We start from the raw sequence: 26,196 nt of genomic DNA, 5'->3' as shown, positions 1-26,196 counted from the left end.
CCGCTGATGTCTGCAGGCATTGATTCCCCTGAAATCCGGACTTGGGTGCTCTTGGTAAGCGGTCCGAGAGTAACGCGTCGGACTCGCCCGGTATGGATGAACTCCGCTTTCAGGAGCAGGGACTTCTCAGCCTGCGACCAGGCAATTCCCGGCCATCCACGCGATATTAGGCGCAGGGAGCCGCCAGCGCCCACAGCGTGGTCTGCTTGAGAGCTCACAACGTGGTCCGTCCGGAACACGGTCCGCTTACACCACTTGCGTTACTTACATCGGTGGACGCTTACAGCATCGGATGCTTAGACCAGCGGAGGCTTACACCAGCGGATCTGTCATCCGCGGCAGCGGGGAGGAATTCCGCAGACCAACATCAGAAATACTTTCGACGGGCTCGGCGAGGATGTCGGTCGGCCGCCGGCCGCGACACCCGTAATCGCCGGCGAGCAGTATCTCGGCGATCCGTTCACCAGCGTGTCCGTCCCACAGCGCGGGCCGCCGCGGCCGTGGTGGGCAGGCGAGTACGTCAGCTGCCGCTGCCACGATCCGCTCGGGATCGGTGCCGATGACCTGATTAGTACCCTCAGCGACAGTAATTCCTCGTTCGGTTGTGTCGCGCAACGTCAGGCACGGCACCCCCAGGACAGTCGTCTCCTCCTGGACCCCGCCCGAGTCCGTCAGGACGACACGCGCGCCGACCTGCAGGGCGAGGAAGTCGAGATAGCCGGCGGGCGGGAGCGTGGTCACACCCGCCGGCAACCGGCCCTCGACTCGGGCGCGGGTCCGGGGATGCAGGGGGAACACCAGGGGGCACCGCTCGGCCACGGTCCCGAGCGCGCCGAGCAGCCCCGCAAGGACACCCGGGTCGTCGACGTTGGCCGGGCGATGCAGGGTGACCAGCCCGTACTCGCCCGCGCGCAGACCGAGCCGGGACAGTGTCGGGCGGGCCCGCGCCCGTTCGATGTTCGCCAGCAGGGTGTCGACCATGACGTTGCCGACGAGATGTATCTGGTCGGGCCGGTAGCCCTCCCGGCGGAGGTTGCCGGCGGCGTCCGGCGAGGTGGCGAACAGAAGATCGGAGATCCGGTCGGCCACGACACGATTGACTTCCTCGGGCATGGACCAGTCCCGGCTGCGCAGCCCGGCCTCGACATGGGCGAGTGGGATGCCGGACTTGGCCGCGACCAGCGCGCAGGCAAGTGTGGAGTTGACGTCGCCGACCACCACGACGACGTCCGGGCGGACGAGGGCGAGCAGCGGCTCGAAGGCCGTCATGACCCCGGCGGTCTGGCCGGCATGGCTGCCCGAGCCGACGTCGAGGAAGTGGTCGGGGGCCCGCAGGCCGAGCTCGTCGAAGAACACCCCGCTCATCGCGGCGTCGTAGTGCTGACCGGTGTGCACGAGCGTGGTGACGGCACCACGACCCACGGTTGCGGCCAGTACCGGCGCGACCTTCATGAAGTTGGGCCGAGCACCGGCGACGAAGAGTACATGCACGACGGAACTCCCTACTTAGAGCGTCAAACCGACCGTCGAGCGGCCGTCGAACCAGCAGCCGTCGAACCAGTAGCCGTCGAACCAGTAGCCGGCCGGCTGGACGGCTGGACGGCTTGTCCCTTGCCGGACGGCTTTGAGGCGAGTAGCCGGATCGCCGCGCCCGACGTGTGCATACGGATCGTATGCATCTGGCTACGATAAGCTCTGTCACACCGACAGTACGTTTCCCACGCCATCTCGTACTCAGGAGACAACCGTGAAGTTCGCCTACATCGCGTACGCGGCGTCGAGGTAGCTACGGTGACCGAACCAGCAGGCCAGCGACCGCTGCGCGTACTCCTGATCACTCATTACTTCCCGCCCGAGGTCGGTGCCCCGCAGGCCCGCCTCGCCGAGACGGCACAGGCATGGGCGGCGGACGGCCTCGACGTCACGGTCCTGACCGGGATGCCCAACCACCCCACTGGCATCGTGCCGCCTGAGTACCGCGGCGCACGGCGGCGGATCGAACATCGCGACGGCTACCGGGTGATACGGACGTGGATATACGCCACCCCGAACGAGGGCATCGCCCGCCGGACCCTGTCCCACCTGTCGTTCATGGCGACCAGCGTGCTGCTCGGCGGGCGTCACACCGGCGCGGCCGACGTCGTGGTCGTCTCGTCCCCGACGTTCTTCCCGCTCGGCTCGGCGTGGCTGCTGGCCCGGCTGCGGCGCGCACGCCTGGTGGTCGAGGTCCGCGACCTGTGGCCGGCGATCTTCGTGCAGCTCGGCGTCCTGCGCAACCGCCGGGTCATAGCCGCGCTCGAACGCCTGGAGATGGCCGCCTACCGAGCCGCCGACGCCGTCGTCACCGTGACCGACGGTTTCCGGGACGACATCGTCGGACGCGGCATACCCGCGGGCAAGGTCCACACGATCCACAACGGGGCCGACCTGAGCCGGTTCAGCCCATCCGACTCGCCGTCCCCGGCGGAGTCGCCGTCCCCGGCGGGATCAGCATCCCCGGCGGAGTCGCCGTCCCGGGCGCTACGCGACCGTCTCGGCGCGCGCACCGGCGACACCCTCGTCGTCTACATCGGGGCCCACGGCATCTCCCAGGGCCTGGTCTCGGTAGTGGAAGCCGCGGCCGAACTCGCCCGGGATCCGGTAGACCCGGTGCACGTCGCCCTCGTCGGCGAGGGAGCCGACCGGGCACGGGTCGCCGACCGGGTCACCGAGCTCGGACTCACCAACGTCACCATGTTGCCCGCGGTCAGCCGCGACGAGGTCCCGGCCATCGTCGCCGCGGCCGACATCTGCCTGGTCCCCCTGCGGGACGTGCCGCTGTTCTCCACCTTCATCCCGTCGAAGATGTTCGAGCTGCTCGCCGCCGGACGGCCGGTCATCGGGGCGCTCACCGGCGAGGCCGCCCGGATCCTCTCCGAGGCGGGCGGGGTCGTCGTCCCGCCCGAAAACCCGCTGGAACTGGCCGGCGCGATCCGCACCCTGGCCGCGGACCCGGCCCGGCGCGTGGCAATGAGCGAGCGGGGCCACGCCTACGTGGCGACACGTTTCGACCGCCTGGTACTGGCCCGTCGGTACCGCAGCCTTCTCGAGGAGGTAGCGGGCCGTACGGTCGCCGTCCCCCGGCAGCGGAGCGCGGACACGGTCGAGCCGTACCAACCGGCGACCGATCCGGTGACCGAGCCTGCGCAGGCGGTAGAGGCGTCCGGCGCATCCGAACCTTCCGGGCCCACATCGTCGGGGCCCGAGTCGTCGGGGCCCGAATCTTCGGAGTCCACATCTTCGGAGCTCGAGCCTTCGGACGCATCCGGGATCGCCGAAATCGCCGGGCACCGGGAACACGCATGAGATTGGTGGTGACCGGCGGAACCGGGTTTCTCGGGCGCCGGGTGGTCGCAGACGCGATCCGGGAAGGGCATCACATTACCGGACTCGCCCGCAGCGCAGCGGCCGTTCGCGCCCTTGAACGCGCGGGCGCGCAGGCCGTTCCGGGCGATCTTGATGACCCCGCCTCGGTGGACGCCGCGTTCCGGGCCGCCAAGGGCGACGTACTGATCAACATTGCCTCCCTCGGATTCGGGCACGCGAACGTGATCGTGTCGGCGGCCGAGGCGGCCGGGCTGAATCGGGCGATCTTCATCTCCACCACCGCAATCTTCACGACGCTCCCCGCCGCGACAAAGCAGATCCGGACGGAAGCCGAAAAAACGGTCACCAGCAGCAGCCTCGGCTGGACGATCCTGCGACCTACCATGATCTACGGAGGCCCGGACGACCGGAACATGGCGCGGCTGCTGGCCGCGCTGCGCCGATCCCCGCTACTGCCCCTGCCCGGTGGTGGCAAACGCCTGCAGCAGCCCGTCCACGTCGACGATCTCGCCTCCGCCGTGCTGGCGGCGGTACGACTGGACGCTTCCATCGGCCGCTCCTACACCATCGCCGGGCCGGAAGCGCTGACCTTCCGGAAGATCGTCGAGGAGGCCGGCGCCGCGGTCGGACGCCGGGTGGTCACCGTTACGCTCCCGCTGCGCACCACGCTCGCCGTGGCCCGCGGATACGAACGGCTGACGGCCCGTCCGCTGCTGCGCGCCGAACAGATCGCCCGGCTCGCCGAGGACAAGGCGTTCTCGATCGCCGACGCAGCCGCCGACCTCGGCTTCGCGCCGCGGCCGTTCGACCAGGGCATCCGAGCCGAAGCGGCGCTACTGACATGACCGGCCTTCGTGACGTGACCGGCCTGCACAATCCGTCGGGCCCCGAGGTTGCGACCGCGGTCAGCGGCGTCCCCACCGACGCCGGACCGTCCGTCACCCACCGCGACGAGCCCACACGGGAGAGGAGACAGCCTGCCGGACCGGCGGCTTCCCGCTTCCCCACAGCTACCACAGGCGTCCAGCCGGGCCGGTACCTGCGGACCGTGCGGCACCTGCGGCCGCAACAGATCACCGCCCGCGTACGCCTTCGCGGCCAGCGGGCCTTCGCCCGGCGCTTCCCCTGGACGACCGATCGCCTGCTGCGCCTGGCCGCGCCGGAGATCGGCTGCTGGCCGCCCTCCTTCATACCGTTCGACGGCCGCTGCGACGCGGCCTGGCCGGACCCGGCCGAGATCCTCGAGGGAGCGCTGACCCTGCTCGGCCGCACCCATCGACTGCACCCCCGGGGCGGCAGCCCGTCCGAGCTCGACTGGGAACAGGCGAACGCACCACTGCTGTGGCGCTACCACCTGCATTACTGGGACTGGGCCTGGTCGCTGACAGCCCACGGTGACCGCGACGAGGCCCGGGCCGCCTTCGCCCGGCTCTACACGTCCTGGCGGACCGCCACAATGATCGGCAGCGGCCGGATCGGGATGCCTGACGGCGGCCGGGTAGCGATGCCCCACGGCGGCAGAGCCGCGACACCCGATGGCGGGAGAGCCGCGACGCTCCATGGCGGCACCGCATGGGCGCCCTATGTCGTGTCCCTTCGCGCGTGGACGCTGTGCGGGCTGTTCGAGCCGCTCGTGCGCGACAGCGCGGTCGATTCGACCGTGCGCGCCGACCTCGGCCGGCACGAGGCATTCCTGCGGTTGCACCTGGAGACCGATGTCGGTGGCAACCATCTGGTCAAGAACCTCAAGGCCCTGATCGGGCTGGCGGTGGCCGGCGGGAACACGGCGGACCGCCAGCGGTGGGTCGAGAAGCTGCGCGGCGAGGTCCGCCGACAGGTGCTGGCCGACGGTGGTCATTTCGAACGGGCACCCGCCTACCACTGCCAGGTGCTCGCCGACCTCGACGACGTGATCGGCCTGCTGTCGGCCAGTGGCGCGGTGGTACCGGAGGAGCTGCCGGCCGCGGTCACCAGGATGCGCCACTGGCTACGCACGGTACTCGGCCCGGACGGCGATGTGCCGCTGTTGAACGACGGCTACCCGATCCCGGCCGGCATGGTGGACCACCTGTTGCCAGCCGGGCGGGGAGCCGGAGGGCCGGAGCCCGTCGGGTGGGGATCCGGCAGGCGGCAGGTGGTCCACCATGCCGGCGGCGGCCGGTCAGGCGTCCCTGCACCTGCCGTCACCGGGACCGGGTCACGGCTGCTTGCCGACACCGGTCTCGCGGTGTTACGGGCAGGCGGCTTCCACCTCGTCGCCGATGTCGGACCGGCGTGCCCGGACACTCTCCCCGCGCACGCCCACGCCGACACCCTCGCGTTCCTGCTCTGGTGGAACGGCATCCCCCTGATCGTCGACACCGCGACCTCGACCTATGACCCGGGAGCCGTCCGCGACCACGAACGCTCGAGCGCGGCGCACGCGAGCCTCGTCGTCGACGGAGTCGACTCGACCGAGGTCTGGGGCGCTTTCCGCGCCGGCCGCCGCGCCCATCCGAAGATCGTCCAGATGGCGCTGGACGGCGGCACAGCGGTACTCACCGCCTCCCACGACGGCTACCGGCACCTGCCCGGACGCCCGGCGCACGAGCGCACCTTCACAGTCCGGCCGGACCGGGTGGAACTCACCGACCGGGTGGAACTCACCGACCGAGCGGGCGAGCGGGAAGCCCACCGCGTCGAGGTTCTCTTCCCGCTCGCTCACGACACGGTCGCCACAGTGGACGACCCCGCCAGCACGATCCGGGTCCGCACCGCCGGCGCCTGGGAGATCGTCCTGCGCGCGCGGGGCACCGCGACCACCGCCGTGGAGGGTCGCTGGGAGCTACGCCGGACACACCGGGCGATCGGCTGGCAGGACACCGTACCGGCGTTCACCGCCGCATACGTCGTCGACCGCGAGCTGCCCGTCGAGATCCACACGGACATCGAGGTCGTCCGACCGGACGGCCTCCGGCCGGAAATACCAGACCGGCCGGAAATACCAAGCCGACCAGGAACGCCAGGCCAACCAGGAGTGCCAGGCCAACCAGGAAAGAAGGGGGTGGAGCGGACGTGAAACAGGTGGTGCAGGCAATCCGTGGGGGCGCGGTCGAGGTTCTCGACGTCCCCGCACCGCAGATCGGTCCGACCGAGGTTCTGGTCCGTACCGCGGCGAGCATCGTCTCCCCCGGGACGGAACGGGCGGTCACCGCGCTTGCCCAGTCGGGACTCGTCGCCAAGGCCCGAGCCCGTCCCGACCTGGTCCGCCAGGTGGTCCGGCGGGCCCGTACCGACGGGATCGGTACGGCCGCTCGCGCGGTGCAGGCTCGGCTCGGAGGGGACATACCGCTGGGCTACAGTGCGGCCGGAACCGTGGTGGATGTCGGAGAGATGGTCAGCGGGGCCGGCATCGTGCCCGGACAGCTCGTCGCGACCGGCGGGGCCGGCTGGGCGAACCACGCCGAGGTGCAGGCGGTGCCAGGTCTGCTGTGCGCGCCGGTTCCCGCCGGGGTACCGGCCGTGGACGCGGCGTTCGCGACGGTAGGTTCCATCGCCCTGCACGGGCTGCGCCTCGCCGACGTCGGGCCGGGTGCCAAGGTGGTGGTCGCCGGACTCGGCCTGGTCGGCCAGCTCGCCGCCCGGATCGCGCTGGCCAGCGGATGTGACGTGGCCGGCATCGACGTCGCCGACCTGCCACTGGCCGCGGCCGGCCGGGCCGGTGTCCTCACCCTGCGTGAACAGGGCGAGGCCACGACGGCCGCGGTGCTGCGCTGGAGCCGTGGACGGGGCGCGGACGCCGTGCTGGTCTGCGCCGCCACACGGACGTCGGATCTCATGGGCAGGGTGCCGGCGCTGTGCCGGGACCGCGCGACCGTGGTCGTCGTCGGGGACGTGGGGCTCGAGCTGAACCGCACACCCTTCTACGACCGGGAACTGTCGGTACGGTTCGCGCGCTCGTACGGGCCGGGTCGCTACGAGCAGGCGTACGAGGACTGGGGCGTGGACTACCCGGCCGGCCAGGTCCGCTGGACCGAGGGCCGCAACCTGGAGGCCGTCGTCGACCTGCTGGCCACCAGCCGCCTGGAAGTCGCCGATCTAGTTACGCACAGTTTCGCCATCGACGACGCCGCGGCCGCCTACGCCCTGGTCGAAAGCAGGAGCGAACCGTACCTGGCGATCCGTTTCGACTATGACGTGTCCCGGACGCTCCCGGACAGCATCGTCCTGCCTTCCCAGCGTGGCCACCCGAGCCGGCTGCCGGGGGCCCAAGGGCTGGCCGGGCCTGCCCGGCTTCCCGGCTTTCCCAGGCTTTCCAGATCTTCTCGGCTTTCCGGATCTTCCCGGCGTCCCGAGCTCCCCGCGGTCCCGGGGCTGGCCGGGGCACAGCGCGTCACAGACGAGGGCACGGCACGGGCCTCCGGCGGACGCTACGGCGTCGGCTGGATCGGCGCCGGCGCCTTCTCCGCCACGGTGCTGCTGCCCGCCTTCCGCGCCGCGGGCTTCGACCGCTTCGTCACGGTCGGCTCGGCCGGTGGCCTGCGCGCCAGACGGTTCGGGGAACGCGCCGGTTTCGCGAAGATCGCCGGCAGCGCGGACGCCGTCATCGACGATCCCGACGTCGACGTGGTGGTCATCGCAACCCCGCACGACGCCCACGCCGACCTTGTCGTACGGGCGCTGGACGCCGGCCGGCACGTGTGGTGCGAGAAACCGCTGGCGCTGTCCTTCGACGAGCTGCAGGCGGTGGACGCCGCCGCCCGCCGCGCTGACGGCGTCCTGTTCGTCGGCTTCAACCGGCGCTGGTCACCCGCGGCCCGGCTCGCCCGGGAGCATCTCGACGCCCGGACGTCCCCGCTCACCATGATCTACCGGGTCGCGGCCGGGAAGATCGCGGACGGGCACTGGTACGCCGACCGCCGCCAGGGCGGGCGGCTGCTCGGGGAGGTCTGCCACTTCGTCGACACCTGCACGTTCCTGAATCCCTCCGAGGTCGTGTCGGTGCAGGCGCACCCGGCCGGCGGTGGGGGCGTGTTGGTTGCCGACGACGTGACGGTCGTACTGGGACACGCCGACCAGTCGACCTCGGTGATCGTCTACTCCTCCGCCCGCCCGGCCGGCATCGGCAAGGAGCACCTGGAGGCTCTGGCCGGCGATACGCACCTCGTCCTCGACGACTTCCGGAATCTGACCGTCGGTGGCCGTGGTGTCTGGCAGGGACGCCAGGACAAGGGCCACAACGCGGCCGTCCGCGAGTTCCACCGGCGCCTGCGCAACACCGGTGACGCCCCGGAGCCGGACTTCGGCCTGGCCACCTCGGCCCACGTCCTCGCGGCTGCCGCCGCGGCGACGGCAACCACAACGGCGACGCCCGCGGCGCCGGCAACTCGAAGCAGCGCCCAGCCGGCGGACCGTGCCACGCCCGACAGCACGAGCGGCGCGGACGTCGCGACTACTCCGAACGCCGCGACGTGACAGCCCAGGACGCCCAGACCGGCAGCGTCGCCGCGGGCCCGGTCACAGCGCCCGGCAGGCTGCCCACGGCCCGGCACCGGCGGTCACGACGCATGGCACTCGGACGCCCGACCGTGCCGTCGGGGATCGCGGTCGCCGCGGGCAACGCCTCCGGGATCCTGATCGGGCTGGCCTCGGGGATCGTGACCGCACGGTTTCTCGGGCCGGCCGCCCGCGGGGCGTTCGTGGCCACCCAGACGATGTCGGGTGTGGCGGCGGTCGTGCTCACCCTCGGCGTGACGCAGGCGGTGGTGACCGACCGCGGCAGCGACAGCGACCTTGTCGGCCCGCTGCTGACGCAGGTCGCCGCGGTCGTGCTGGCGGCAACGGTGATGTTCGGGGTGCTCGCCGGCACCGGGGCACAACCATGGCTGGGCGTTTTCGGGGTTGTCGGCGCGGCGGCGGCCACCACTGGCGCGGTGGCCTCGTCGCTCGCGTCCGGTATGGCCCAGCGCCGGTCACGGATGACCGGCGAGTTCCAGATCGTGCGGCTGGTACCCAGCCTGGCAGGCCTGTTCCTGCTGGTCGTGGCCTGGCGGGCGGGAACGCGCGACGTCGGTGTGTGGCTGCTGTGTTCGGGGGCCGGCGTCGCCGTCCCGGCGGTCATGATGCTGGTGCGGACCCTCGGCGGCCTGGGAAAGCTACGCGGGCTGGCCCGGATCGTCCCGTCGCGGGCGCTTGTCCAGAGTGCTGTCGCAGCGTTGCCCACGGCCATCGGGGCGCAGGTGATCTATCGACTCGACTCGGTGGTCGTCGCTGCCACTCTGCCCACCGCCAGCGTCGCATTTTATGGTATCGCGGCCACCGCCAGCCTCACCTGCACCGCGCTCGGCCAGGCGGTCGGCATGGTCGCCTTCAGCCGGCTGCGGCACGCCCGCGGCCCGGACCAGCAACGCCTCCTGATCCGGCGTGGCGTGAAGTGGGCGCTCAGTGTCGCGGCCGGTGTGGCCCTGCCGGTCGCGATCCTCGTACCCGAGCTGATCACTGTCTGTTATGGCCGGGAATTCCTGCCCGCCGTGGACCCGACCCGGGCTCTCGTCCTCGCGGCGATCCCGCTGTCCGCCGACTACCTGCTGATTCATGCCCTGCTCAGCCTTTCCAGCCAGCGCAGCGTGTACGGGACGCAGGCGCTGGCGGCAACCCTGACCATCGCCGGCCTGTGCGTGACCGTGCCGACGGGGAATCTCACGCTCGTCGCCACCGCGTCGATCGCCGTCTACACCCTGTCCGCGGCACTGATGTTCGGCGCGGTGCTGCGGCGCACCGCACCGGGCCGCACCGCGCCGAACCGAGCCGCTTTTGCGGAGCAATCATGAGGAATCAATCATGAGGAATATCGCGGTTATCGTGCACTGGGGGCCGGCCGAGCCCACCGTCGAACTCGCCCGCGAACTGAACCGGAGCACGCTGCTCCACAGGGTTGCGGTCGTGGCCAACGATCTGTCGGAACGCCCCGAGGACATCCCCGCGGAGATCGCCTGGATGGTCCCGTCGCGCAATCTCGGCTTCGCCGGTGGTTTTCAGCACGCCACCCGGGTCTACCCGACCGCATCCTGTTATCTGCTGCTCAACAACGACATCCGGATGGATGACGCGACGATCGGGGCATGCCTTGACCTGCTGTCCACCGACCGCGTCGGCGTGGTCGGCCCGACACTGGTCAACGCCCGGGGACTGCAGTCGGGCGCCGCCGTCCTCACCCGGTTCCTTGCCGCACCCCGGGTCCTGCGGACACCGGCTGCGAGCCAGCCGTGCGAGGCCGAGTGGGTCACCGGCGCGGCCATGTTCATCAAGGCCGAATGTCACCGGGACGTGCCGATGGACGGGCGCTACTTCCTCGGTTTCGAGGACGCCGACTTCTGCCACCGGGCGCGGGATGCCGGCTGGCGTGTCATGCTCAGCCCGGCACGGGCCTGGCACGCCAGCGGCGGGACGATCCCGTCCGGCCGATACATCTACTACAGCATCCGCAACAGGTTGTGGTTCGTCCGCGCGCGGGGCTGGGCGCTGCGCACGGCACTGGTGACACTGTGGTCGGTCCTGGTCCTGCTGCCCGGCACCGCTCTGAAGGACGCCGTGCGCAGGCGTGGGTACATGTCCTGCCTGCTCGCCTTCCACGGTCTCGTCGACGGGCTGCTGCGCATGCCCGCCGACGGCGCGCCCCTGCCCGACGAACCCCGTCCCGCCCGCTGGGTGTCCTGGTCCTAGCCGGCCGAAAAGCACACGATCATGATTTTTCTCGCGCGCTCGGAGGCCCCGAGAAACCTGGGCCGGCGACAGGGGCATTGACACGCCCACCGGAAAAGAAAAAGAGGAATGATTGACATGACGGACCTCGACATATCACCGACCGTGGGACAGGAACTTCCGGAACGGTATGTCCACCTACTGAAGGAGGTGCTCTCCTTCTCATTGTGGGATGGGCGGGACGGCGCCGTCTGGCGCGGGCGCAAGAGCGCCCAGATTCTGCAGCGGCTGCTCGAGCGCCATAATCTGTCGGTAGCGAAAATTATTTCTCCAGAGGTTCGCCAGAACGGTCAGGACTGGCCTCGTCTCGCACACACCATGGTGGGCACTAAAAGGCTGGACAATCTACAGGAATGCGTCGGGACGATCCTGCGCGACGAGGTTCCCGGCGATCTGATCGAAACTGGCGTCTGGCGGGGCGGTTCGTGCATCCTGATGCGAGGAATACTGGCGGCCCACGGAGTCGAGGACCGCAGGGTATGGGTTGCGGACTCGTTCTCGGGGCTGCCCAGGCCCGATCCCACGCGTTATCCCGCCGACGCCGATGATCGGCATCACACGGTGACCGAGCTCGCCGTCTCGCTGGCGGAGGTCAAGGACAACTTCCGCCGGTACGGGCTGCTCGACGACCAGGTGAAGTTCCTCCCCGGCTGGTTCTCCGAAACGCTGCCGGGCGCGCCGATCGAAAGGCTCGCGCTCATGCGCCTGGACGGCGACATGTACTCAAGCACGATCGAGGCCCTGACCGCGCTCTATCCCAGATTGTCGGACGGCGGCTTCTGCATCATCGACGATTTCGGTGCGGTCGAGGGCTGCCGGCGCGCGGTCGAGGACTTCCGGGCGGCCGAGGGAATCAACGCCCCGCTCGTGCGGATCGACGCCTGCGGCGCCTACTGGCGGCGGTAGCCCCGGGTCGCTCGGCGGGTCACGCCGCCCAGCTCGGCAGCGGTCGAGCCAGGAACACCGCCTGCCAGCACAGCAGGTTCGGCCGCCGCCGGGCGGCCCACTGGTCGAGCCGTCCGGTCACGCCCGAGGACAGCACGTTGCGCAGGCGCCACCAGGGAAGCCCGCCGTCGGGCAACGTCGAAACCACGTCGAGGCCGCTGTCGCGGACCAGCCGGAGAGCGGAGTCGAACGTGAAGAACCGCAGGTGGGTGGCGTCCATCACCCCGGTCTGCGTGTATTCGAACCGGCCACGGATGAACTTGGCCCGCTGGCTGTAGTGCAGGACGTTGGGCAGGGCCACCGCCACGAGCCCGTCCTCGGCGACGACCCGCCGAGCCTCCGCCAGCAGCCGGGCGGGATCGGCGAGGTGCTCCAGGACGTGTGACAGCAGCACGAGATCATAAGAACCGTCAGTGGCGAAAGGGAGACCATCGGTAAGGTCGCGCAGGTACACGGCTTCGCAGACCTCCTCCGCCACCTTGAGTTCGGCCGGATCGTGGGTGACCCCGGTGACGCTCCACCCACGGCCGGTCAGCAACCGCGCATTGTCACCAGCGCCGCAGCCGCAGTCGAGTGCGCTACCGGGCTCCCGGCGGATCAGGTCGAGCAGGATCTTGTTGCCGGCGTTGCGGTATCGCAAATCAGTGGCCATCAGACTGTTCCCCTACATGCGGTGACGATGGACGATGCAAGCTCGCTACTATACGCAATATATCGCGTACTCCAAGTAACAGAAAGAGAGTGTCATCGCATGCCACACGCACTGATCACCGGTATCACCGGTCAGGACGGGCTGTACCTGGGCGAGCTACTGATCAACAAGGGCTACGAGGTCTTCGGGCTCGTCCGCGGCCAGTCGAATCCGAAGGTCGCCATGGTCGAGAAGACGCTGCCAGGGGTCCAGCTGCTGGAGGGCGACCTGACCGACCTGCCGTCCCTCATCGGCGCGGTCGAGATCGCCCAGCCCGACGAGGTCTACAACCTGGGCGCGATCTCCTTCGTCGGCCTGTCCTGGCGGCAGGCGGAGCTGACCGGCGAGACGACCGGCATCGGCGTCCTGCGGATGCTCGAGGCGATCCGGATAGTCGCCTCGGACGAGATGGGAGGCATCCGCTTCTACCAGGCGTCAAGCTCGGAGATGTTCGGCAAGGTGCGCGAGACCCCGCAGCGTGAGACCACTCCCTTCCACCCACGCTCCCCGTACGGGGTCGCGAAGACCTTCGGCCACTACATCACCGTCAACTACCGCGAGTCCTACGGCGCCCACGCCGTGTCCGGCATCCTGTTCAACCACGAGAGCCCGCGACGGGGTGTGGAGTTCGTGACCAGAAAGATCAGCCGAGGGGTCGCACGGATCGCGCTCGGAGCACAGGAGAAGATCGCGCTGGGTAATCTCGAGGCGCGGCGCGACTGGGGGTTCGCCGGCGACTACGTCGACGCCATGTGGCGGATGCTCCAGCGTGACACCGCCGATGACTACGTCGTCGCCACCGGGGAGACGCACTCGGTCCGCGAGCTGCTCGACACCGCGTTCAGCCATGTCGGGATAGACGACTGGAGCCCGTACATCGTCCAGGACCCGCGCTTCCTGCGGCCCGCCGAGGTCGACGTGCTCGTAGGCGACGCCTCCAAGGCACGGGATCTGCTCGGCTGGCGACCGGCGGTCGACTTCCGCACCCTTGTCGAGATGATGGTGGACGCCGACCTTACCGCCGTGCGCAGCGATCTCGACCGTGAGGACGCCACCCTGCGCGGCGACGCCGCGCAGCGGGCCTGAACAACATCAGATCACGGTGGGCCCGACCCAGCCTGCCATGGCGCTGGGACGGCCCGTCCCGGCCGGGGACGGCCCATCCCGGCCGAGGAGGATCCGGCAGGTCTGCTCGGCGTAGGCGTCAGGATCGGTCACCGTCCGCGCCCATTCACGCGCACGCCCGCCGGCCTCGGCAAGGCGTGAGCGGTCGGAGAGCAGCTGCAGCACCAGCTCGGCGAGGGCCGGAGCGGATTCGTCCGTCGGTGACCAGCCGGTCACCCCGGCGACATAGGCGTCGGAGGAGCCACCGGAAAACGGCGCGACGACCGGGCAGCCGGCGAGCTGCGCCTCCACCAGCACGATGCCGAAACCCTCCCCGCTGCTGGGGGGCCGCACTCTGGTCCGGGTGCACAGCGCGAACAGGTCGGCGGTGCAGTAGAGCTGCGCCAGCTGTGCGTCGGACGGCGACACGTGCAGCTCGGCGTCCGCCTGGGCGAGCAACTCGACGAGGTCGGAGGGGGCTGGGCCCTGACCCGCCACGACCAGACGCACCGCACCGATGCGCTCACGTACCTGTCGGGTCGCCTCGACAAGCTCCGCCACGCCCTTGCCCCGCCAATCCGGCAACCGGCAGACGGTGAGCAGCACCGGAACGCGGTCCGCCCCGGCCGGACGCGGCGTGCTCAGCAGGGCCTGGCGCCAGACGGGGTCGATGCCGGGCGGCAGGACCGCCGGGATACCCAGGGACACCATGGCACCCGCGCTGAAACTGCTGATCGTCAGGGGGCGGGCCCGGGAAAGCCGGGTGAGCAGTGTCCGGCGCAGCGGTCGGGTACCCCAGATGTCGGTGCCGTAGAACGCGACGAACGAGCGCGGCGGCCTGGCCGCCGCCGTGACCGCCGCCGCCACCGGGATGAGGCCGGGATGCCCCACCAGCAGGCAGCGGATCGGCGAATGCCGCCGCGCGGCGACCAGGGCGCGAGCGGCAAAGGCGGCCTTCGCGGCGAGCGTGGGACGGCGTCCGGGAGAAAGCAGGTCCACCCTGCGTACCTGTGCGCCCGACCCGTCGAGGGCCTGTTCAAGCGTGGCGAGATAGCGCTCGATGCCGCCACCGAGTCCCAGCGACGGTGCGAGCAGCAGCACGTCACCGGTCCGGCCGGTCTGCCGTGCGTGACGGCCATGACGTATGGAGTTCTTCATGTCACATATTGTGCTCGAGAAACGCTCGGAACCAGCGGCATCAACGCGCCGGTCCTGAGCGCGCACAGTGTCGCCATCCCGCGCACGGCCGAAGCACCCCAGGAACCTCGGACTCCGACAGGAGCCCCGAGCACAAAAGGAACATGATCACACTGCCTTTGGCCCGCCGGGTCGCCATGGCGGGAACGCACCGGCGCGAGGCACGCCGAAATCCCGACTGCTAGACACGAAAAGTTACTGAACTGCTACTCTAAGTTTCCAACCGGCCCCCGAGCGCGCGAAAAGAACATGATCGCGTCACCTTTGGCCCGCTGGTCACCCGGAGACGACCTCAGGCCCGCTGGATTCACACCAGGGTGGCACCCCCACGTGCGGGAGAACCTATGAACCGTAGGAACATCTACGAGAATCGTCGTTGGATCGGCGAGCCGCGTCCGAGCGGCTCCGATGACGAACAGGCGATCCGATGATCGGGTCGAGGCACTCCGCGGCAACGATGCTCTCCCTGCGATCCGCGGCGGAGCGCGCGTCCCACCGGGTCGTGCTGCGCCGCAGGCTGCCCGCGCCCTTCGACCAGACCCGGATCTATGTTTCCTCCGAGGCCGGGCTGAAGTTCCTGCGCCCGCGCCTGACCGGTGTCGACCCCGTCCTGCTCGGCCTGGTCGGCGAAGTGGTCCGGGCAGGCAGCACGGTATGGGACATCGGAGCCAACACCGGTCTGTTCACCTTCGCTGCCGCGGCGACGGCCGGCCCCGGTGGAACGGTGCTCGCCGTCGAACCCGACACGATCATGGTCAACCTGCTGCGACGGTCGAGCACGTTGCCCGGGCGACGTGCTCGTATAGACGTCTTGCCGGTGGCGGCCGCGGCCGATCCTGGTGTGAGCAGGTTCTGCATCGCGGCACGCAACCGGGCCACCAACCACATCGAGGGATTCGGTGGTGACCAGACCGGCGGCGTACGCGCTGTCCAGGTCGTGCCGACGGTCACCCTCGACTCGCTCCTCGACCACTTCCCCGCACCCGACGTGTTGAAGGTCGATGTCGAGGGGGCCGAGCGGCTGGTCCTCGAAGGCGGGCCCCGGCTGCTGAGTGAGACCCGGCCGGCTGTCATCTGCGAGGTTGCCCCGGCCAATGCCGGTCCGGTGACACAGATCTTCACCGAGCACGGTTACCAGATCTTTGACGCCTCCCATCCCGCCGGCACGCGCCGGCCCGTCGACTCCGCTGCCTGGTCCACGCTCGCACTCGCCGCGGAGAGGTAGCTGTGATCACCAGAGAATGCCCGTTCTGCGGCGCTTCCGGCGCCCGTTACTACGGCAACCGGGACACGGCGGTCTGGGCGGCGTGCCGAGCCTGCCGATCGATCTTCCGTGACATCTCCGCAACCGACTTCGAAGATCTCCACAAACAGGCGGAAGACGGTACGACCCTGATTCCCCGCGCAGTCGGGGCGTCGGGCGACCAGCCGCATACCGACGCCTGGCAGACGCTCGGCCTGGCCGGATCGACTGTCCTGGAAATCGGGCCGGGCTCCGGGCATCTGCTGGCCGCCGCACGGGACGCCGGCCGGCAGGTGTGGGGCGTGGAGACAAACCCGGCGCACCGCGCCCACATCGCGTCCGCCTGGGGAATCCGCACCGTCCACCCGGCGCTGTCGGATCTCCCGCCCGGCCGGACCTTCGACGCGATCGTCGCGATCAACGTCCTGGAACACGTCCACGACATCCGGGGATTCCTGCGGGCGCTGCGAACACGCCTGGCGCCGGACGGCGAAATCTTCATCTCGACGTCGAACTCATCCTGCATCGTGCCCGGCGTCGTAGGCCCGTGGTGGTCGATGTTCAAGGAGGTGGACCATGTGGCCTTCCCGTCGGCCGCGGGCATGTCGGCCGTCGCCGCCGCCGCGGGCCTGGCAGTCGGTCGGGTGTGGACGGGCGAGCTCCCGCTGGAGACGCCGATCGGATTGGCGGTGGCCGTGCGCGACTACTTCCGGTGCAGGCGGTCCGAGGCAGGCCGGCGGGACGCCGCACCTGGCCGCCCACCGGCTGCCGGAGCGCCTGCCATCCGAGCCGCCCATGAAGCCGCGGACCGCAGGACGAACGGACGGGCGCACCGCTTCAGGCCCGGCTGGGAGCCCAGCGCCCGGCTGATGGCCCGGCTCGGGCGGGCCGCCTCCATCAAGGCCGTTCTCACCCATCAAACCCCTGAGCCCGGCCTGCGCGGTTGAGTCCATGCCTGCCGGTGATGCGACGCGCACGGTCCAGTCCTCGCATTATGTAGCAGAATCACTACCCTGAGCGTAGATACACCACCGTCGGCTATCTACCGACCATCCGTTCAAGGACCGGTAGGCGCGATATCCGACCACCCCGGCCGTGGCGGCATCGCGACCACGGCCAGCTCTCCTACCGAGAAGGCCGGAAAGCCGGTAATGCCTAAAAACATCGCCTTTCAGTACCGGGTGGCAGTCACGCGGACGCAGACGGCGTCATATCCGGACATCGCACCCTTCTCTCCGGACACGGCATATCCCGAGTACGCGCACGGGCACCTCGGCCCGGCGACGAACCAGGTGTATTCCGGCGTCCGCCGGGTCCTGGCGCTGGCCGGGATGGACGCGGCGCATGTGGACACGGCCCGCTGGAATCCGCTGGGTGACTTCGTCCCACCGGGCGGGACGGTCGTCCTCAAACCCAACCTGGTGCGCGAACGTCACCCGCGAGATCCGCAGGGTTGGCGGTACGTGCTCACACACGGCTCCGTGGTGCGCGCCGTCGCCGACTACGCGTTCGCCGCGGTCGGGACCGCGGGCCGGGTGGTGGTCGCCGACGCACCGCAGACCGACTCGTCGTTCTCCGCGATCGTGGGTGTGCTCGGCCTGGACGAGCTGCGCCGTTTCTACCAGGAACGCGGGCTGCGCCTCGATCTGATCGACCTCCGCCAGGAGGAATGGACCACGGTCGACGACGTCGTCGTGGCCCGGCGCCGCCTGGCAGGTGATCCCGGTGGCGCGATCGCCTTCGACCTCGCGACGGCCAGCGAGTTCGTCGGCCACAGCGGAGCGGGCCGTTACTACGGCGCAGACTACGACAGCCGGGTGGTGAACTCCCACCACATCGGGGGCCGGCACGAGTACCTGCTGTCCGGTACGGCCCTACGCGCCGATCTCGTGGTGAACCTTCCCAAGCTGAAAAGCCACAAGAAGGCCGGGATCACACTCGGTCTGAAGAACCTGGTCGGGATCAACGCAGACAAGAACTGGTTACCGCACCACACCGAGGGCCGGCCCGACACCGGCGGCGACGAGCATCCCAGCCGCAGCTCCCGGCACTCCCTCGAGCGGGCTGTGGCCACCCGGCTGCGTCGGGCGGCGGCGCTGTCCCCTCGCCTGGGCGGACGCGTGCTGCGGGTGGCTCGCCACCAGGGCAGCCAACTGTTCGGCGACGGTGACACCGTGGTACGCAGCGGTAACTGGTGGGGTAACGACACGGTATGGCGCATGTGCCTCGACCTTAACAAGATCCTGGAATACGGCCGGCCGGACGGCACCGTGGCCGAAACCCCCGACCCGAACCGGCGGCACATCGTCATCGTGGACGGGGTGATCGCGGGGCAGCGCAACGGCCCCATGAACCCCGACCCGCTGCCCGCCCGGTTGCTGGCCTGCGGGACCACGCCGGCCGCGGTCGACGCGGCCGTCACGTACCTGTTCGGTTTCGACCCCGAGCGGGTGCCGGTGGTCCACCAGGCGTTCGCGTGCCGGAGCCTGCCGCTGGCCCACGGCGACTGGCGCGACATCGAGATCGTCTCCGACCACGACCCATGGCGCGGCGGCCTCGGATCGCTGCCGGTCGAGGCGGTCCTGCGGGCCGAGGCGCACTTCGCCTGGCATGGGCACGTCGAACACGAGCCACCTCCGGCGGTCCCTCGATGACCCGGGCGAGGACGACCTCAAGGACGACCTCGGCGAAGGCGGGCTCGGTGTTCGGGTCACGGGCTGCCGCCGCGGCGTTCGGCGCCGCCTATGCCAGCCCACTGGTGCAGGGCCACCTGCGCACACTCGCCCGGCTGGAGTCGGCCGACGCGGCCGAGGTCCGCGAGTGGCAGCTGTCCCGGATGGCCCGGTTCCACCGGCAATGGGGCCGGCCGGTGCCGTATTACCAGGCGCATCCGGAATACCTCCAGGGCCCGCTCGACGATCTTCCGGTGCTGGGCAAGGAAACCGTTCGCGGCCTTGCCGGCTCCTTCACCAATCCACGGGTGCCCGCACGGCGCGTCACCACCGGTGGCACCGGCGGGCGGCCGCTGGACCTGAGGATCTCCTACGCGTCGTTCTTCACCGAATGGGCCCACATCGCCCACGTGTGGGGACGGGCGGGAGTACGGCCGACCGACCCGAAAATCACCTTTCGGGGGGGCAGCCTCGGGGAGGGCTTCGCCGGCCGTCCCATCCTGTTCCAGCCTACTTACAACCATTTCCTGGTGTCCCCGTTCCACCTGTCGGACCGGACCTTCGAGGATCTCCTGGACCGGCTCGATGAATTCCGGCCGATGGCCGTCTGGGGATACCCGTCTGCTGTCACGCCGTTCGCGCGCTGGGTGGCGCGGACCGGACCGCATCGCGCGTTGAATCGCATTCGTGCGGTTCTGCTCGCCAGCGAAGGCGCCTTCGACTGGCAGCTGACGCTTTTCCGGGACGTCTTCGCCGCGCCGGTGGTCCGCTGGTACGGGCAGAGCGAGAAGGTGGTGTTCGCGGGTGAATGCCCCCGCCGCACCGGCGCCTACCACGTGGCACCCACCTACGGCCTCACCGAGATCGTCGACGGGCGGATCGTCGGCACCGGCATGACGAACGCCGCCATGCCCCTGGTGCGCTACGACACCGAGGACGCGGGCACCCTCCTGCCCCCGGGTCCGCATGACGCCCGCTGCGTATGCGGTTCGTCGTTCCCGGTGCTGACCGACGTTCGCGGCCGCTGGGACCAGTCCCTGGTCTACGGGACGGATGACGAACCCATTTCCACCGCGGCCCTGAACTTCCATGACAGCTCCTTCGCCGTCTTCGACAGGTTCCAGTTCCGGCAGGAAAGGCGCGGCGAGGTGGAGCTGCGGGTGGCCGCCGCCCGGCGGCCGGAGACCAGCGACCTGACCCGGGCCCGCCGCCTCCTGCAGGAACGGGTGGGCGACCGCCTGCGGGTGTCCGTGACCGTCGTCCCCCCGGACACGCTCCTGAGCATCCGGGGAAAGGGCGTGACGGTGGACCAACACTATCGACCGGCCCGGACGCAGGAGCGTCCCGGTATGCCCTGACCACCAAGTCTCAAGCCATCGGCAGTTTTCCGGACCGACCGAGGAGAGAAGTGCGACGAACATGGACGTTATGCACGGATCCGAAACCATGGAGGCGACGATGACAGCGGCGAAGGAGCGCACCGTCCTCGTCGACTGTGCGGGTGCACGGATGGGCGGCGCACGGCGGCTGCTTCTCGAGCTCGACGGCTATCTCGCGGACAACCATCGCCCGGACGTCCGCATCATCGGTCGCGACCAACCGGTCAACCCGACCTGGCTGATCCAGCGCGAGCGGCCGTGGAAACACAGCCGGGTGGTCTCCCTCAACAACGTCGGGTTCGTGGTGACGCCCGCCCGACGATGGCTGCTGCTCCACCAACCACAGCACTTTCTGGATCCCGAAGAGATCAGGAATCTCGGGAACCGCATCGATCGGGAGATCCCGTGGCAGGCCAAGGTGGTACGCCAGGCCGCCCGCCGATCGGACGTGATCGTGGTACCGACCACCGGAATGGCGCAGCGGGTCGCCATGGCCGCCCCGGATCTCTCGTCGCGCATTTCGGTACGGCCGAACCCGCTGTCGATGGAGCCCGAGCCGGTCTCCGATCGAAAACCGGGCGTCTTCCTGTGTCCTGTGCTTTTTGCCAGATGGAAGCGGATGGGCGACATCCTCCGGGTCATCGACGATGCGGTGGGGATCGTCCGGCGCAAACACGGAACACCAGTCGAAGTGCTGGTCACCGCGACTCCCCAGGAGGCTCATACGGAGGGGGTGGGCGACGCGCGTCACCTACGTTTCATCGGCCGGATCACGCATGCCGATGTGACAAGGTACCGAAGGACGTCGTGGGCGACCATCTACCCCACCCGTATCGAATCGTTCGGCTACCCGCTGGCGGAGGCACGGCTCGCGGCACAGCCGGTTGTCGCCCATGACACGCCACACAACCGGGAGGTCGCCGGCGGCGCTCTGGTGCCATTCACCCGGGAGAATCCGGAAGAAGTCGCCGACGCGATCCGGCGTGCGTTGGAGACTCAGGTGCCGCAGGAACACGACAACCCGTTCGACCGTGACCGTTACTTCAACTGGATGCTGGGTGAAGCAGAGGTGACACCATGATGTTCCGATCCGCATCGGCCCGGCCGGCACAGCTGTCGTTCCCGTACGCAGCCCCCTCCACAGCCGGTGTCGAGCTGTCGCCGCCACCGGGGTCCGTATCGGTCACCGCAATCATCTTGGCACGTGACGAACACCGGGACATCGCCCGGGCAGTCCGGTCGGTCGGGTGGTGCAGACAGGTGGTGGTTGTCGACTCCGGCTCCACCGACGGGACACCCGACATCGCCCGGGCGCTGGGCGCCACGGTATGGGAGGAACCATGGCGCGGCTTTGCCGGCCAGCGCGAGTGGGCAATGCGCCATCCCGACATCGAGCACGACTGGGTGTACTTTCTCGACGCTGACGAGTGGGTTCCCGTCGAACTCGCGGCGGAGATCGCCAAACGGCTCGGGCGGGAGGAGTGTGCCGCCTACACCCACCGCCGCCGGTTCTTCTTCCTCGGACGATGGATAGCCCACTGCGGATGGTACACCAACAGCTGGCAGGCCCGGCTGCTCGACCGACGATTCGCATCGTTCGCCACCGCGGAGGAATTCAACGAACGCGCGTCGGTCAACGGCAGGATACTGACCCTCGAACATGACCTCATCGACCAGGACAGCAAGGGACTGGCCTCCTGGCTGCACAAGCACATCACCTACGCGGAGCTGGAGGCACGCCGCCGGAGCACCTCGGCCAAGCCGTTCCAGCAGCTTCGGCAGGCGCTCGTCAACAATCGGACGACAAGCACCAGACCGCTGTCGCGGGCCATCGCCCGGGACGTCGTCTTTCCCCTGGTGCCCTGCAAGACGCCGGCGATGTTCTTCTACATGTACGTGTTCAGAAGCGGCTGGCGGGACGGCTGGCAGGGGCTGGCATTCTGCCTGTACCGAGCCTGGCACGAGAAGACGATCAATCTTCTCAACACCTCCGTGGCAGCACCGCAGGAAGCTGTCTACCCGTTCGAGACGGTAGCTGTCAGAACGGCACCGCTGCCTTCACCGTCAGCCTCCCTTCGGGCCAGCTGAACCGGCCACGGTGAACCGGTTGAAACCAAGCTGAAGCCAGCCACGGTGAACCGGTTCACCGTGGCTGGCTACGGTGTCGGCGCGGATTCCGCCTGCGCGTCCCAGCTCGTACCCGCGGCATCCTTCTCGACCGGACCGCGACGACGCGCGGTGAGAACGTTGAGGATGCGCCGGTCGGCGATGGCGTCCGGGCCCGGTGTCCGCGGGCGGACCGGCGCAACATCGACGTCGACAAAGCCCGCGGCCCGCGCCAGGCGAAGGATACGCATCTGGTCAGCGCCGCCGGCACGGGCCGGACCGTTGTCCTCGCGGAACACGTTCGCGTGAAACGCGTCCGTGCGGAATGCGCCGGTCCCGGCGCGCTCGCGTCCGCCCGCGGTGTCCGGTTCGCCGGCACCGGCATACACGAGGAGGGCTCCGCCGGGGCGCAGCGCGCGGCAGACGGTTTCCAGCGCCCCGCGCAACAGATCATCGGACAGATCCTGGGTGAGCGTGAAGGAGTACGCGAAGTCCACGGTCCGCCCCGCACGATTGAACTCCTCCGGAGTCATGTATTCGATGTCCGGGTCGGAGCTGATCGCACGAGCGCAGGCGAGAGCGCCCCGTGAGATGTCCACCGCGGTGACCGCGTCCACATGGCGGACAACCTCCCTGGTCGCGAAACCCGGTCCGCAGCCGAGTTCCAGCACGGTCATGTCTACCGTGAGGGACGGGACGAGCAGATCCCGGACGAGTCCATCCCAGGGGATGTCGGCCCGACCCGCCCCACTGCCCCGATCGGCCGCGCGGGCGTACCGGGAATCGAGCGAAATCAGCCACGACGCCACTCGTCGGCGTTTGCCCGACGGGGTGGCGTCAAGCAGCGCCGGAACCCATCGGGCATCCAGGACTCGGCGTTCCCGAAATTTTTCGGTGATCGACCGGACCTCCGGGCGGACCGTACCCATGTCACTCCTTCTCCTTCTCCTCGTCCGTGGATCTTGCAAACCAAGGCGTGGCGAAACAACCCGGCAGCATCCCTCGTACGGCCCGGACGACCGCCGTCGAAGGTCGGCCGGGACATGCGGCCGACCTCTGCTGGAAGCGTTCGCATCAATGTTTCCGATTTTAACGGCACAAGAGCCCGGACAACTACCCTGCCACCATCGATGGGCGTGTCGGAAACCTTGAGATCAATCGATTCTCGCTACCATACATCGCATTCAGCTCCCCTTGGGAGCCGGCCGCAATCACAGCAATCGGAGACATCCGTGTCACATCGGACAGAGACAAAGGTGACCATCGCCACCGGATTCAGCAAGGACAACAGCCTCAACTTCATTCGCCTGGTGTTCGCCCTCACCGTCGTCATCGTTCACGCCTGGGCCCTCGGTGGATTCGGCCAGATCCACATCGGCAACTACGATCCGGCCAGCGTCGCCGTGGACGGATTTTTCGTCATCAGCGGCTTCCTGATCACCCGGAGTCGACTGGGCGTGAGAACCACGTCCCGCTTCCTGTGGCACCGCGCCCTGCGCATCCTGCCGGGGTTCTGGGCGAGCCTGATAGCTGTGGCGTTCCTCTGCGCGCCGCTGGCCTGGCGATACGAACGAGGCTCGTTCGACGGCTACCTGGCCGCCCGTCCACATGGGCCGATACAGTACGTGATCGCTAATTCTCTGCTGAAGGTGCGCTTCTACGATATTTCCGGTACACCGTCCGGAATACCCTTCCCACCGGCGAACTCGGCTATTTCGATCGGCTGGAACAACTCCATGTGGACGCTTTACTGGGATGCCCTGTGCTACCTCGGCATCGCTGTTCTGGCGTTGCTCGGCATCATCCAGCGGCGGCGCGCGCTCGTCGCGGCGATCACCGCCTGCCTGTGGGCCGTACTAGTGCTGCACTGGCTGGCACCAGGTTTCACCCCAGGGCCTCTTGGCAGCATTTTCGCAGGCGGTGTGGAGCGATTCGTCCTGATGTTCCTCGCCGGCTCCGTCCTCTACCTCTACGCCGACCGTATCCCGCTTTCAGGAATGCTCGCCGCCGGCTGCACCGTCATTCTGATCGTCTCGATGTTCCTGAGTGATCCGCATATACTGCTGAATCTTCCCCTTGCCTACCTGTGTATCTGGCTCGGCATCCGCCTGCCGCTGCACCGGGTCGGCGCGGAACACGATTTCTCGTATGGCCTGTATATCTACTCGTTTCCCATCCAACAGCTCGCGGCGGTGTACAAGGTACAGCAACACGGCATCGCGGCATACTTCGTGCTCTGCCTGTCCGTGACCGCCGCCGCGGCGGTACTGAGCTGGTTCTGCATCGAACGCCCGGCCCTGCGGCTGAAAAGCTGGACCCCCCGCCCGGCGGAGACCATCCGCATACTACAGCGGCTTCGCCTGCCCAGACCCGAAGAACCACTTTCCCCCGGCGCCCGAGCGGAGGAATCATGAGCAACCGCACCAAGCCGGGCCCGCGCCCGTCGACACGCTCGCACCGGCCGCGGAAACCCGCGATCAGGACCGCCTTCGGCCCCGACAACAGTCTGAATTTCCTACGCCTGGTTTTCGCGGCCCTCGTCATGATCGCCCATGGATGGGCGCTGGGGCAGTTCGGCCTGTTCCGACTCGGGCGTTACGAAGTGAGTGCTCTCGCCGTCGACTCGTTCTTTGTCATCAGCGGATTCCTCGTGACCCGCAGCAACGTGCGGGTGGGGACGACCGCCCGTTTCCTGTGGCACCGCTTCCTGCGGATCTACCCGGCCTTCTGGGTCTGTCTCGTCGTCGTCGCCGGATTCTTCGCGCCACTGGGCTGGCTGCACGCCCACGGGTCGCTCGACGGCTTCCTGGACGCAAACCACGGACCGGTCCAGTACATCGTCCGGAACAGCACGCTGCACATGCAGTTCTACGACGTCTCGGGAACCCCGGCCGGAAACGCTCCGGGCACGGCGCCCGCCACAGGTCCGGCTTCCTGGAACGGTGCGCTCTGGTCGTTGTGGTGGGAGTTCCTCTGCTACCTCGGCGTGGCCATCCTGGGAGCGATCGGCGTACTGCGACGGCGACGGGTGGTCGTCGCCGTGCTGACCGCCGTCATGTGGTTCGCGGTGGTCGTGCATCACCTCACGCCTGACGTCGCCGGCACTCTTCTCGGGAGCCCCTTCGCCGAGGGAGCACTCCGGCTGGGCCCGTTGTTCCTCTGCGGGTCCCTGCTGTTTCTCTACGGGGACCGGGTGCCGGTGTCGGGCCGGCTCGCGGCGGCGGCGGCCATCGCCGTGACAGGTTCGATGTTCCTGAGCGAACCGCACCTGATCCTGGCCCCGCCGCTGGCCTATCTGTGCCTGTGGCTGGGAATCCGGCTCCCGTTCCACCGGATCGGGGCAAAGAACGACCTCTCCTACGGCCTGTACATATACTCCTCCCCGGTGCAGCACCTCCTGGCGCTCCACGGGTTGCACCGGCACGGCGTACTGGTGTATTTTTCGGCGTTCACGGTGGGATCGGCCGCCCTCGCCGCGGGCAGCTGGTTCGCGGTCGAGAAACATGTACTGAAGCTGAAGCACTGGACTCCCGGAAGGCTGAAGACGGAACGACCGTTCTTCTGGCCCACCCAGGCCACTCGGCGGCGCGTCGCACCCCGGGTGGCATTCCCGCGCCAGGAGGACAGGCTTGAGACACCCGCCCGCGGCACCCTCCCGGAAGCCGGGACCATCGAGCATCCCGGCGCGACCGGGACATGATGCCGGACACGCGGCAACGCTAGCAGGTAAACATTCAGTCGCCGTTCGGGGAG

General features: G+C 69.0%; 20 protein-coding genes. 16 read left to right on the top strand and 4 right to left on the bottom strand.

What is annotated here, in order from left to right; genetic code table 11:
* Positions 1-312: 312 nt before the first annotated feature.
* The gene (gene wecB / locus CV1CTNOD_RS08020; RefSeq protein ID WP_242606480.1) at positions 313-1,491 is read right to left on the bottom strand and encodes a non-hydrolyzing UDP-N-acetylglucosamine 2-epimerase; all 1,179 of its coding nucleotides are present in this window, start codon (positions 1,489-1,491) and stop codon (positions 313-315) included.
* Between the two features lie 300 nt (positions 1,492-1,791).
* On the opposite strand from wecB, the gene CV1CTNOD_RS08015 reads away from it, so the two are divergent.
* The 7 genes from CV1CTNOD_RS08015 (at position 1,792) to CV1CTNOD_RS07985 (ending at position 12,012) form a co-directional block, all read left to right on the top strand.
* Positions 1,792-3,345: a glycosyltransferase family 4 protein gene (locus tag CV1CTNOD_RS08015; RefSeq protein ID WP_242606479.1), complete on the top strand. Its 1,554-nt coding sequence runs from the start codon at positions 1,792-1,794 to the stop codon at positions 3,343-3,345.
* Positions 3,342-4,211 (top strand): SDR family oxidoreductase, encoded by an 870-nt coding sequence (locus CV1CTNOD_RS08010; RefSeq protein WP_131785519.1) that lies wholly within the window; start codon positions 3,342-3,344, stop codon positions 4,209-4,211. The genes CV1CTNOD_RS08015 and CV1CTNOD_RS08010 overlap by 4 nt, the downstream gene beginning before the upstream one ends.
* Entirely contained in the window at positions 4,208-6,424 is a 2,217-nt protein-coding gene (locus CV1CTNOD_RS08005; RefSeq protein WP_131785518.1) for a heparinase II/III family protein, read from the top strand. The genes CV1CTNOD_RS08010 and CV1CTNOD_RS08005 overlap by 4 nt, the downstream gene beginning before the upstream one ends.
* Positions 6,421-8,820: a bi-domain-containing oxidoreductase gene (locus CV1CTNOD_RS08000; protein ID WP_131785517.1), complete on the top strand. Its 2,400-nt coding sequence runs from the start codon at positions 6,421-6,423 to the stop codon at positions 8,818-8,820. Before CV1CTNOD_RS08005 ends, CV1CTNOD_RS08000 begins: the two co-directional genes overlap by 4 nt.
* Positions 8,817-10,175, top strand: a complete 1,359-nt coding sequence (locus CV1CTNOD_RS07995; RefSeq protein ID WP_131785516.1) for a lipopolysaccharide biosynthesis protein — start codon at positions 8,817-8,819, stop codon at positions 10,173-10,175. Before CV1CTNOD_RS08000 ends, CV1CTNOD_RS07995 begins: the two co-directional genes overlap by 4 nt.
* A 10-nt stretch (positions 10,176-10,185) precedes the next feature.
* The gene (locus CV1CTNOD_RS07990; protein ID WP_131785515.1) at positions 10,186-11,067 is read left to right on the top strand and encodes a glycosyltransferase; all 882 of its coding nucleotides are present in this window, start codon (positions 10,186-10,188) and stop codon (positions 11,065-11,067) included.
* A gap of 117 nt (positions 11,068-11,184) precedes the next feature.
* Positions 11,185-12,012, top strand: a complete 828-nt coding sequence (locus CV1CTNOD_RS07985; protein ID WP_131785514.1) for a TylF/MycF family methyltransferase — start codon at positions 11,185-11,187, stop codon at positions 12,010-12,012.
* A 19-nt stretch (positions 12,013-12,031) separates the two neighbouring features.
* On the opposite strand, the gene CV1CTNOD_RS07980 is transcribed toward CV1CTNOD_RS07985, so the two are convergent.
* On the bottom strand, positions 12,032-12,703 hold the full coding sequence (locus CV1CTNOD_RS07980; RefSeq protein ID WP_131785513.1) for a class I SAM-dependent methyltransferase: 672 nt from the start codon (positions 12,701-12,703) through the stop codon (positions 12,032-12,034).
* Positions 12,704-12,802: 99 nt separating this feature from the next.
* Here CV1CTNOD_RS07980 and CV1CTNOD_RS07975 point away from each other — a divergent pair, with 99 nt between their 5' ends.
* The gene (locus CV1CTNOD_RS07975) at positions 12,803-13,828 is read left to right on the top strand and encodes a GDP-mannose 4,6-dehydratase (protein ID WP_131785512.1); all 1,026 of its coding nucleotides are present in this window, start codon (positions 12,803-12,805) and stop codon (positions 13,826-13,828) included.
* A gap of 6 nt (positions 13,829-13,834) precedes the next feature.
* Here the strand turns inward: CV1CTNOD_RS07975 and CV1CTNOD_RS07970 are convergent, their stop codons facing one another.
* Positions 13,835-15,004: a glycosyltransferase family 4 protein gene (locus CV1CTNOD_RS07970; RefSeq protein WP_131785511.1), complete on the bottom strand. Its 1,170-nt coding sequence runs from the start codon at positions 15,002-15,004 to the stop codon at positions 13,835-13,837.
* A 466-nt stretch (positions 15,005-15,470) separates the two neighbouring features.
* Here CV1CTNOD_RS07970 and CV1CTNOD_RS07965 point away from each other — a divergent pair, with 466 nt between their 5' ends.
* The 6 genes from CV1CTNOD_RS07965 to CV1CTNOD_RS07940 all read left to right on the top strand — a co-directional run bounded on the left by CV1CTNOD_RS07965 (position 15,471) and on the right by CV1CTNOD_RS07940 (position 22,425).
* Positions 15,471-16,268 (top strand): FkbM family methyltransferase, encoded by a 798-nt coding sequence (locus tag CV1CTNOD_RS07965; protein ID WP_131785510.1) that lies wholly within the window; start codon positions 15,471-15,473, stop codon positions 16,266-16,268.
* 2 nt (positions 16,269-16,270) lie between these two features.
* On the top strand, positions 16,271-17,233 hold the full coding sequence (locus CV1CTNOD_RS07960; RefSeq protein ID WP_165485379.1) for a class I SAM-dependent methyltransferase: 963 nt from the start codon (positions 16,271-16,273) through the stop codon (positions 17,231-17,233).
* Between the two features lie 234 nt (positions 17,234-17,467).
* Positions 17,468-18,940: a DUF362 domain-containing protein gene (locus CV1CTNOD_RS07955; RefSeq protein ID WP_242606478.1), complete on the top strand. Its 1,473-nt coding sequence runs from the start codon at positions 17,468-17,470 to the stop codon at positions 18,938-18,940.
* Positions 18,937-20,316, top strand: coding sequence for a phenylacetate--CoA ligase family protein (locus CV1CTNOD_RS07950; protein WP_131785507.1), 1,380 nt, complete (start codon positions 18,937-18,939; stop codon positions 20,314-20,316). The genes CV1CTNOD_RS07955 and CV1CTNOD_RS07950 overlap by 4 nt, the downstream gene beginning before the upstream one ends.
* 100 nt (positions 20,317-20,416) lie before the next feature.
* Positions 20,417-21,418, top strand: a complete 1,002-nt coding sequence (locus CV1CTNOD_RS07945; RefSeq protein WP_242606477.1) for a glycosyltransferase — start codon at positions 20,417-20,419, stop codon at positions 21,416-21,418.
* Positions 21,415-22,425 (top strand): glycosyltransferase family 2 protein, encoded by a 1,011-nt coding sequence (locus tag CV1CTNOD_RS07940; RefSeq protein WP_131785505.1) that lies wholly within the window; start codon positions 21,415-21,417, stop codon positions 22,423-22,425. The genes CV1CTNOD_RS07945 and CV1CTNOD_RS07940 overlap by 4 nt, the downstream gene beginning before the upstream one ends.
* A gap of 68 nt (positions 22,426-22,493) precedes the next feature.
* Here the strand turns inward: CV1CTNOD_RS07940 and CV1CTNOD_RS07935 are convergent, their stop codons facing one another.
* Positions 22,494-23,372: a class I SAM-dependent methyltransferase gene (locus CV1CTNOD_RS07935; protein WP_131785504.1), complete on the bottom strand. Its 879-nt coding sequence runs from the start codon at positions 23,370-23,372 to the stop codon at positions 22,494-22,496.
* Positions 23,373-23,699: 327 nt separating this feature from the next.
* On the opposite strand from CV1CTNOD_RS07935, the gene CV1CTNOD_RS24550 reads away from it, so the two are divergent.
* Both CV1CTNOD_RS24550 and CV1CTNOD_RS07925 read left to right on the top strand, forming a co-directional pair.
* A complete protein-coding gene (locus tag CV1CTNOD_RS24550; RefSeq protein ID WP_165485378.1) occupies positions 23,700-24,857 on the top strand; it encodes an acyltransferase family protein in 1,158 nt (385 codons plus the stop codon).
* Positions 24,854-26,143, top strand: a complete 1,290-nt coding sequence (locus CV1CTNOD_RS07925; RefSeq protein ID WP_131785502.1) for an acyltransferase family protein — start codon at positions 24,854-24,856, stop codon at positions 26,141-26,143. Before CV1CTNOD_RS24550 ends, CV1CTNOD_RS07925 begins: the two co-directional genes overlap by 4 nt.
* The last annotated feature ends 53 nt before the right edge of the window (positions 26,144-26,196 follow it).

This window comes from Protofrankia symbiont of Coriaria ruscifolia, from assembly GCF_900634745.1.
Lineage (GTDB): Bacteria > Actinomycetota > Actinomycetes > Frankiales > Frankiaceae > Protofrankia > Protofrankia californiensis.
This window is presented reverse-complemented; position numbering and strand designations above follow the sequence as displayed.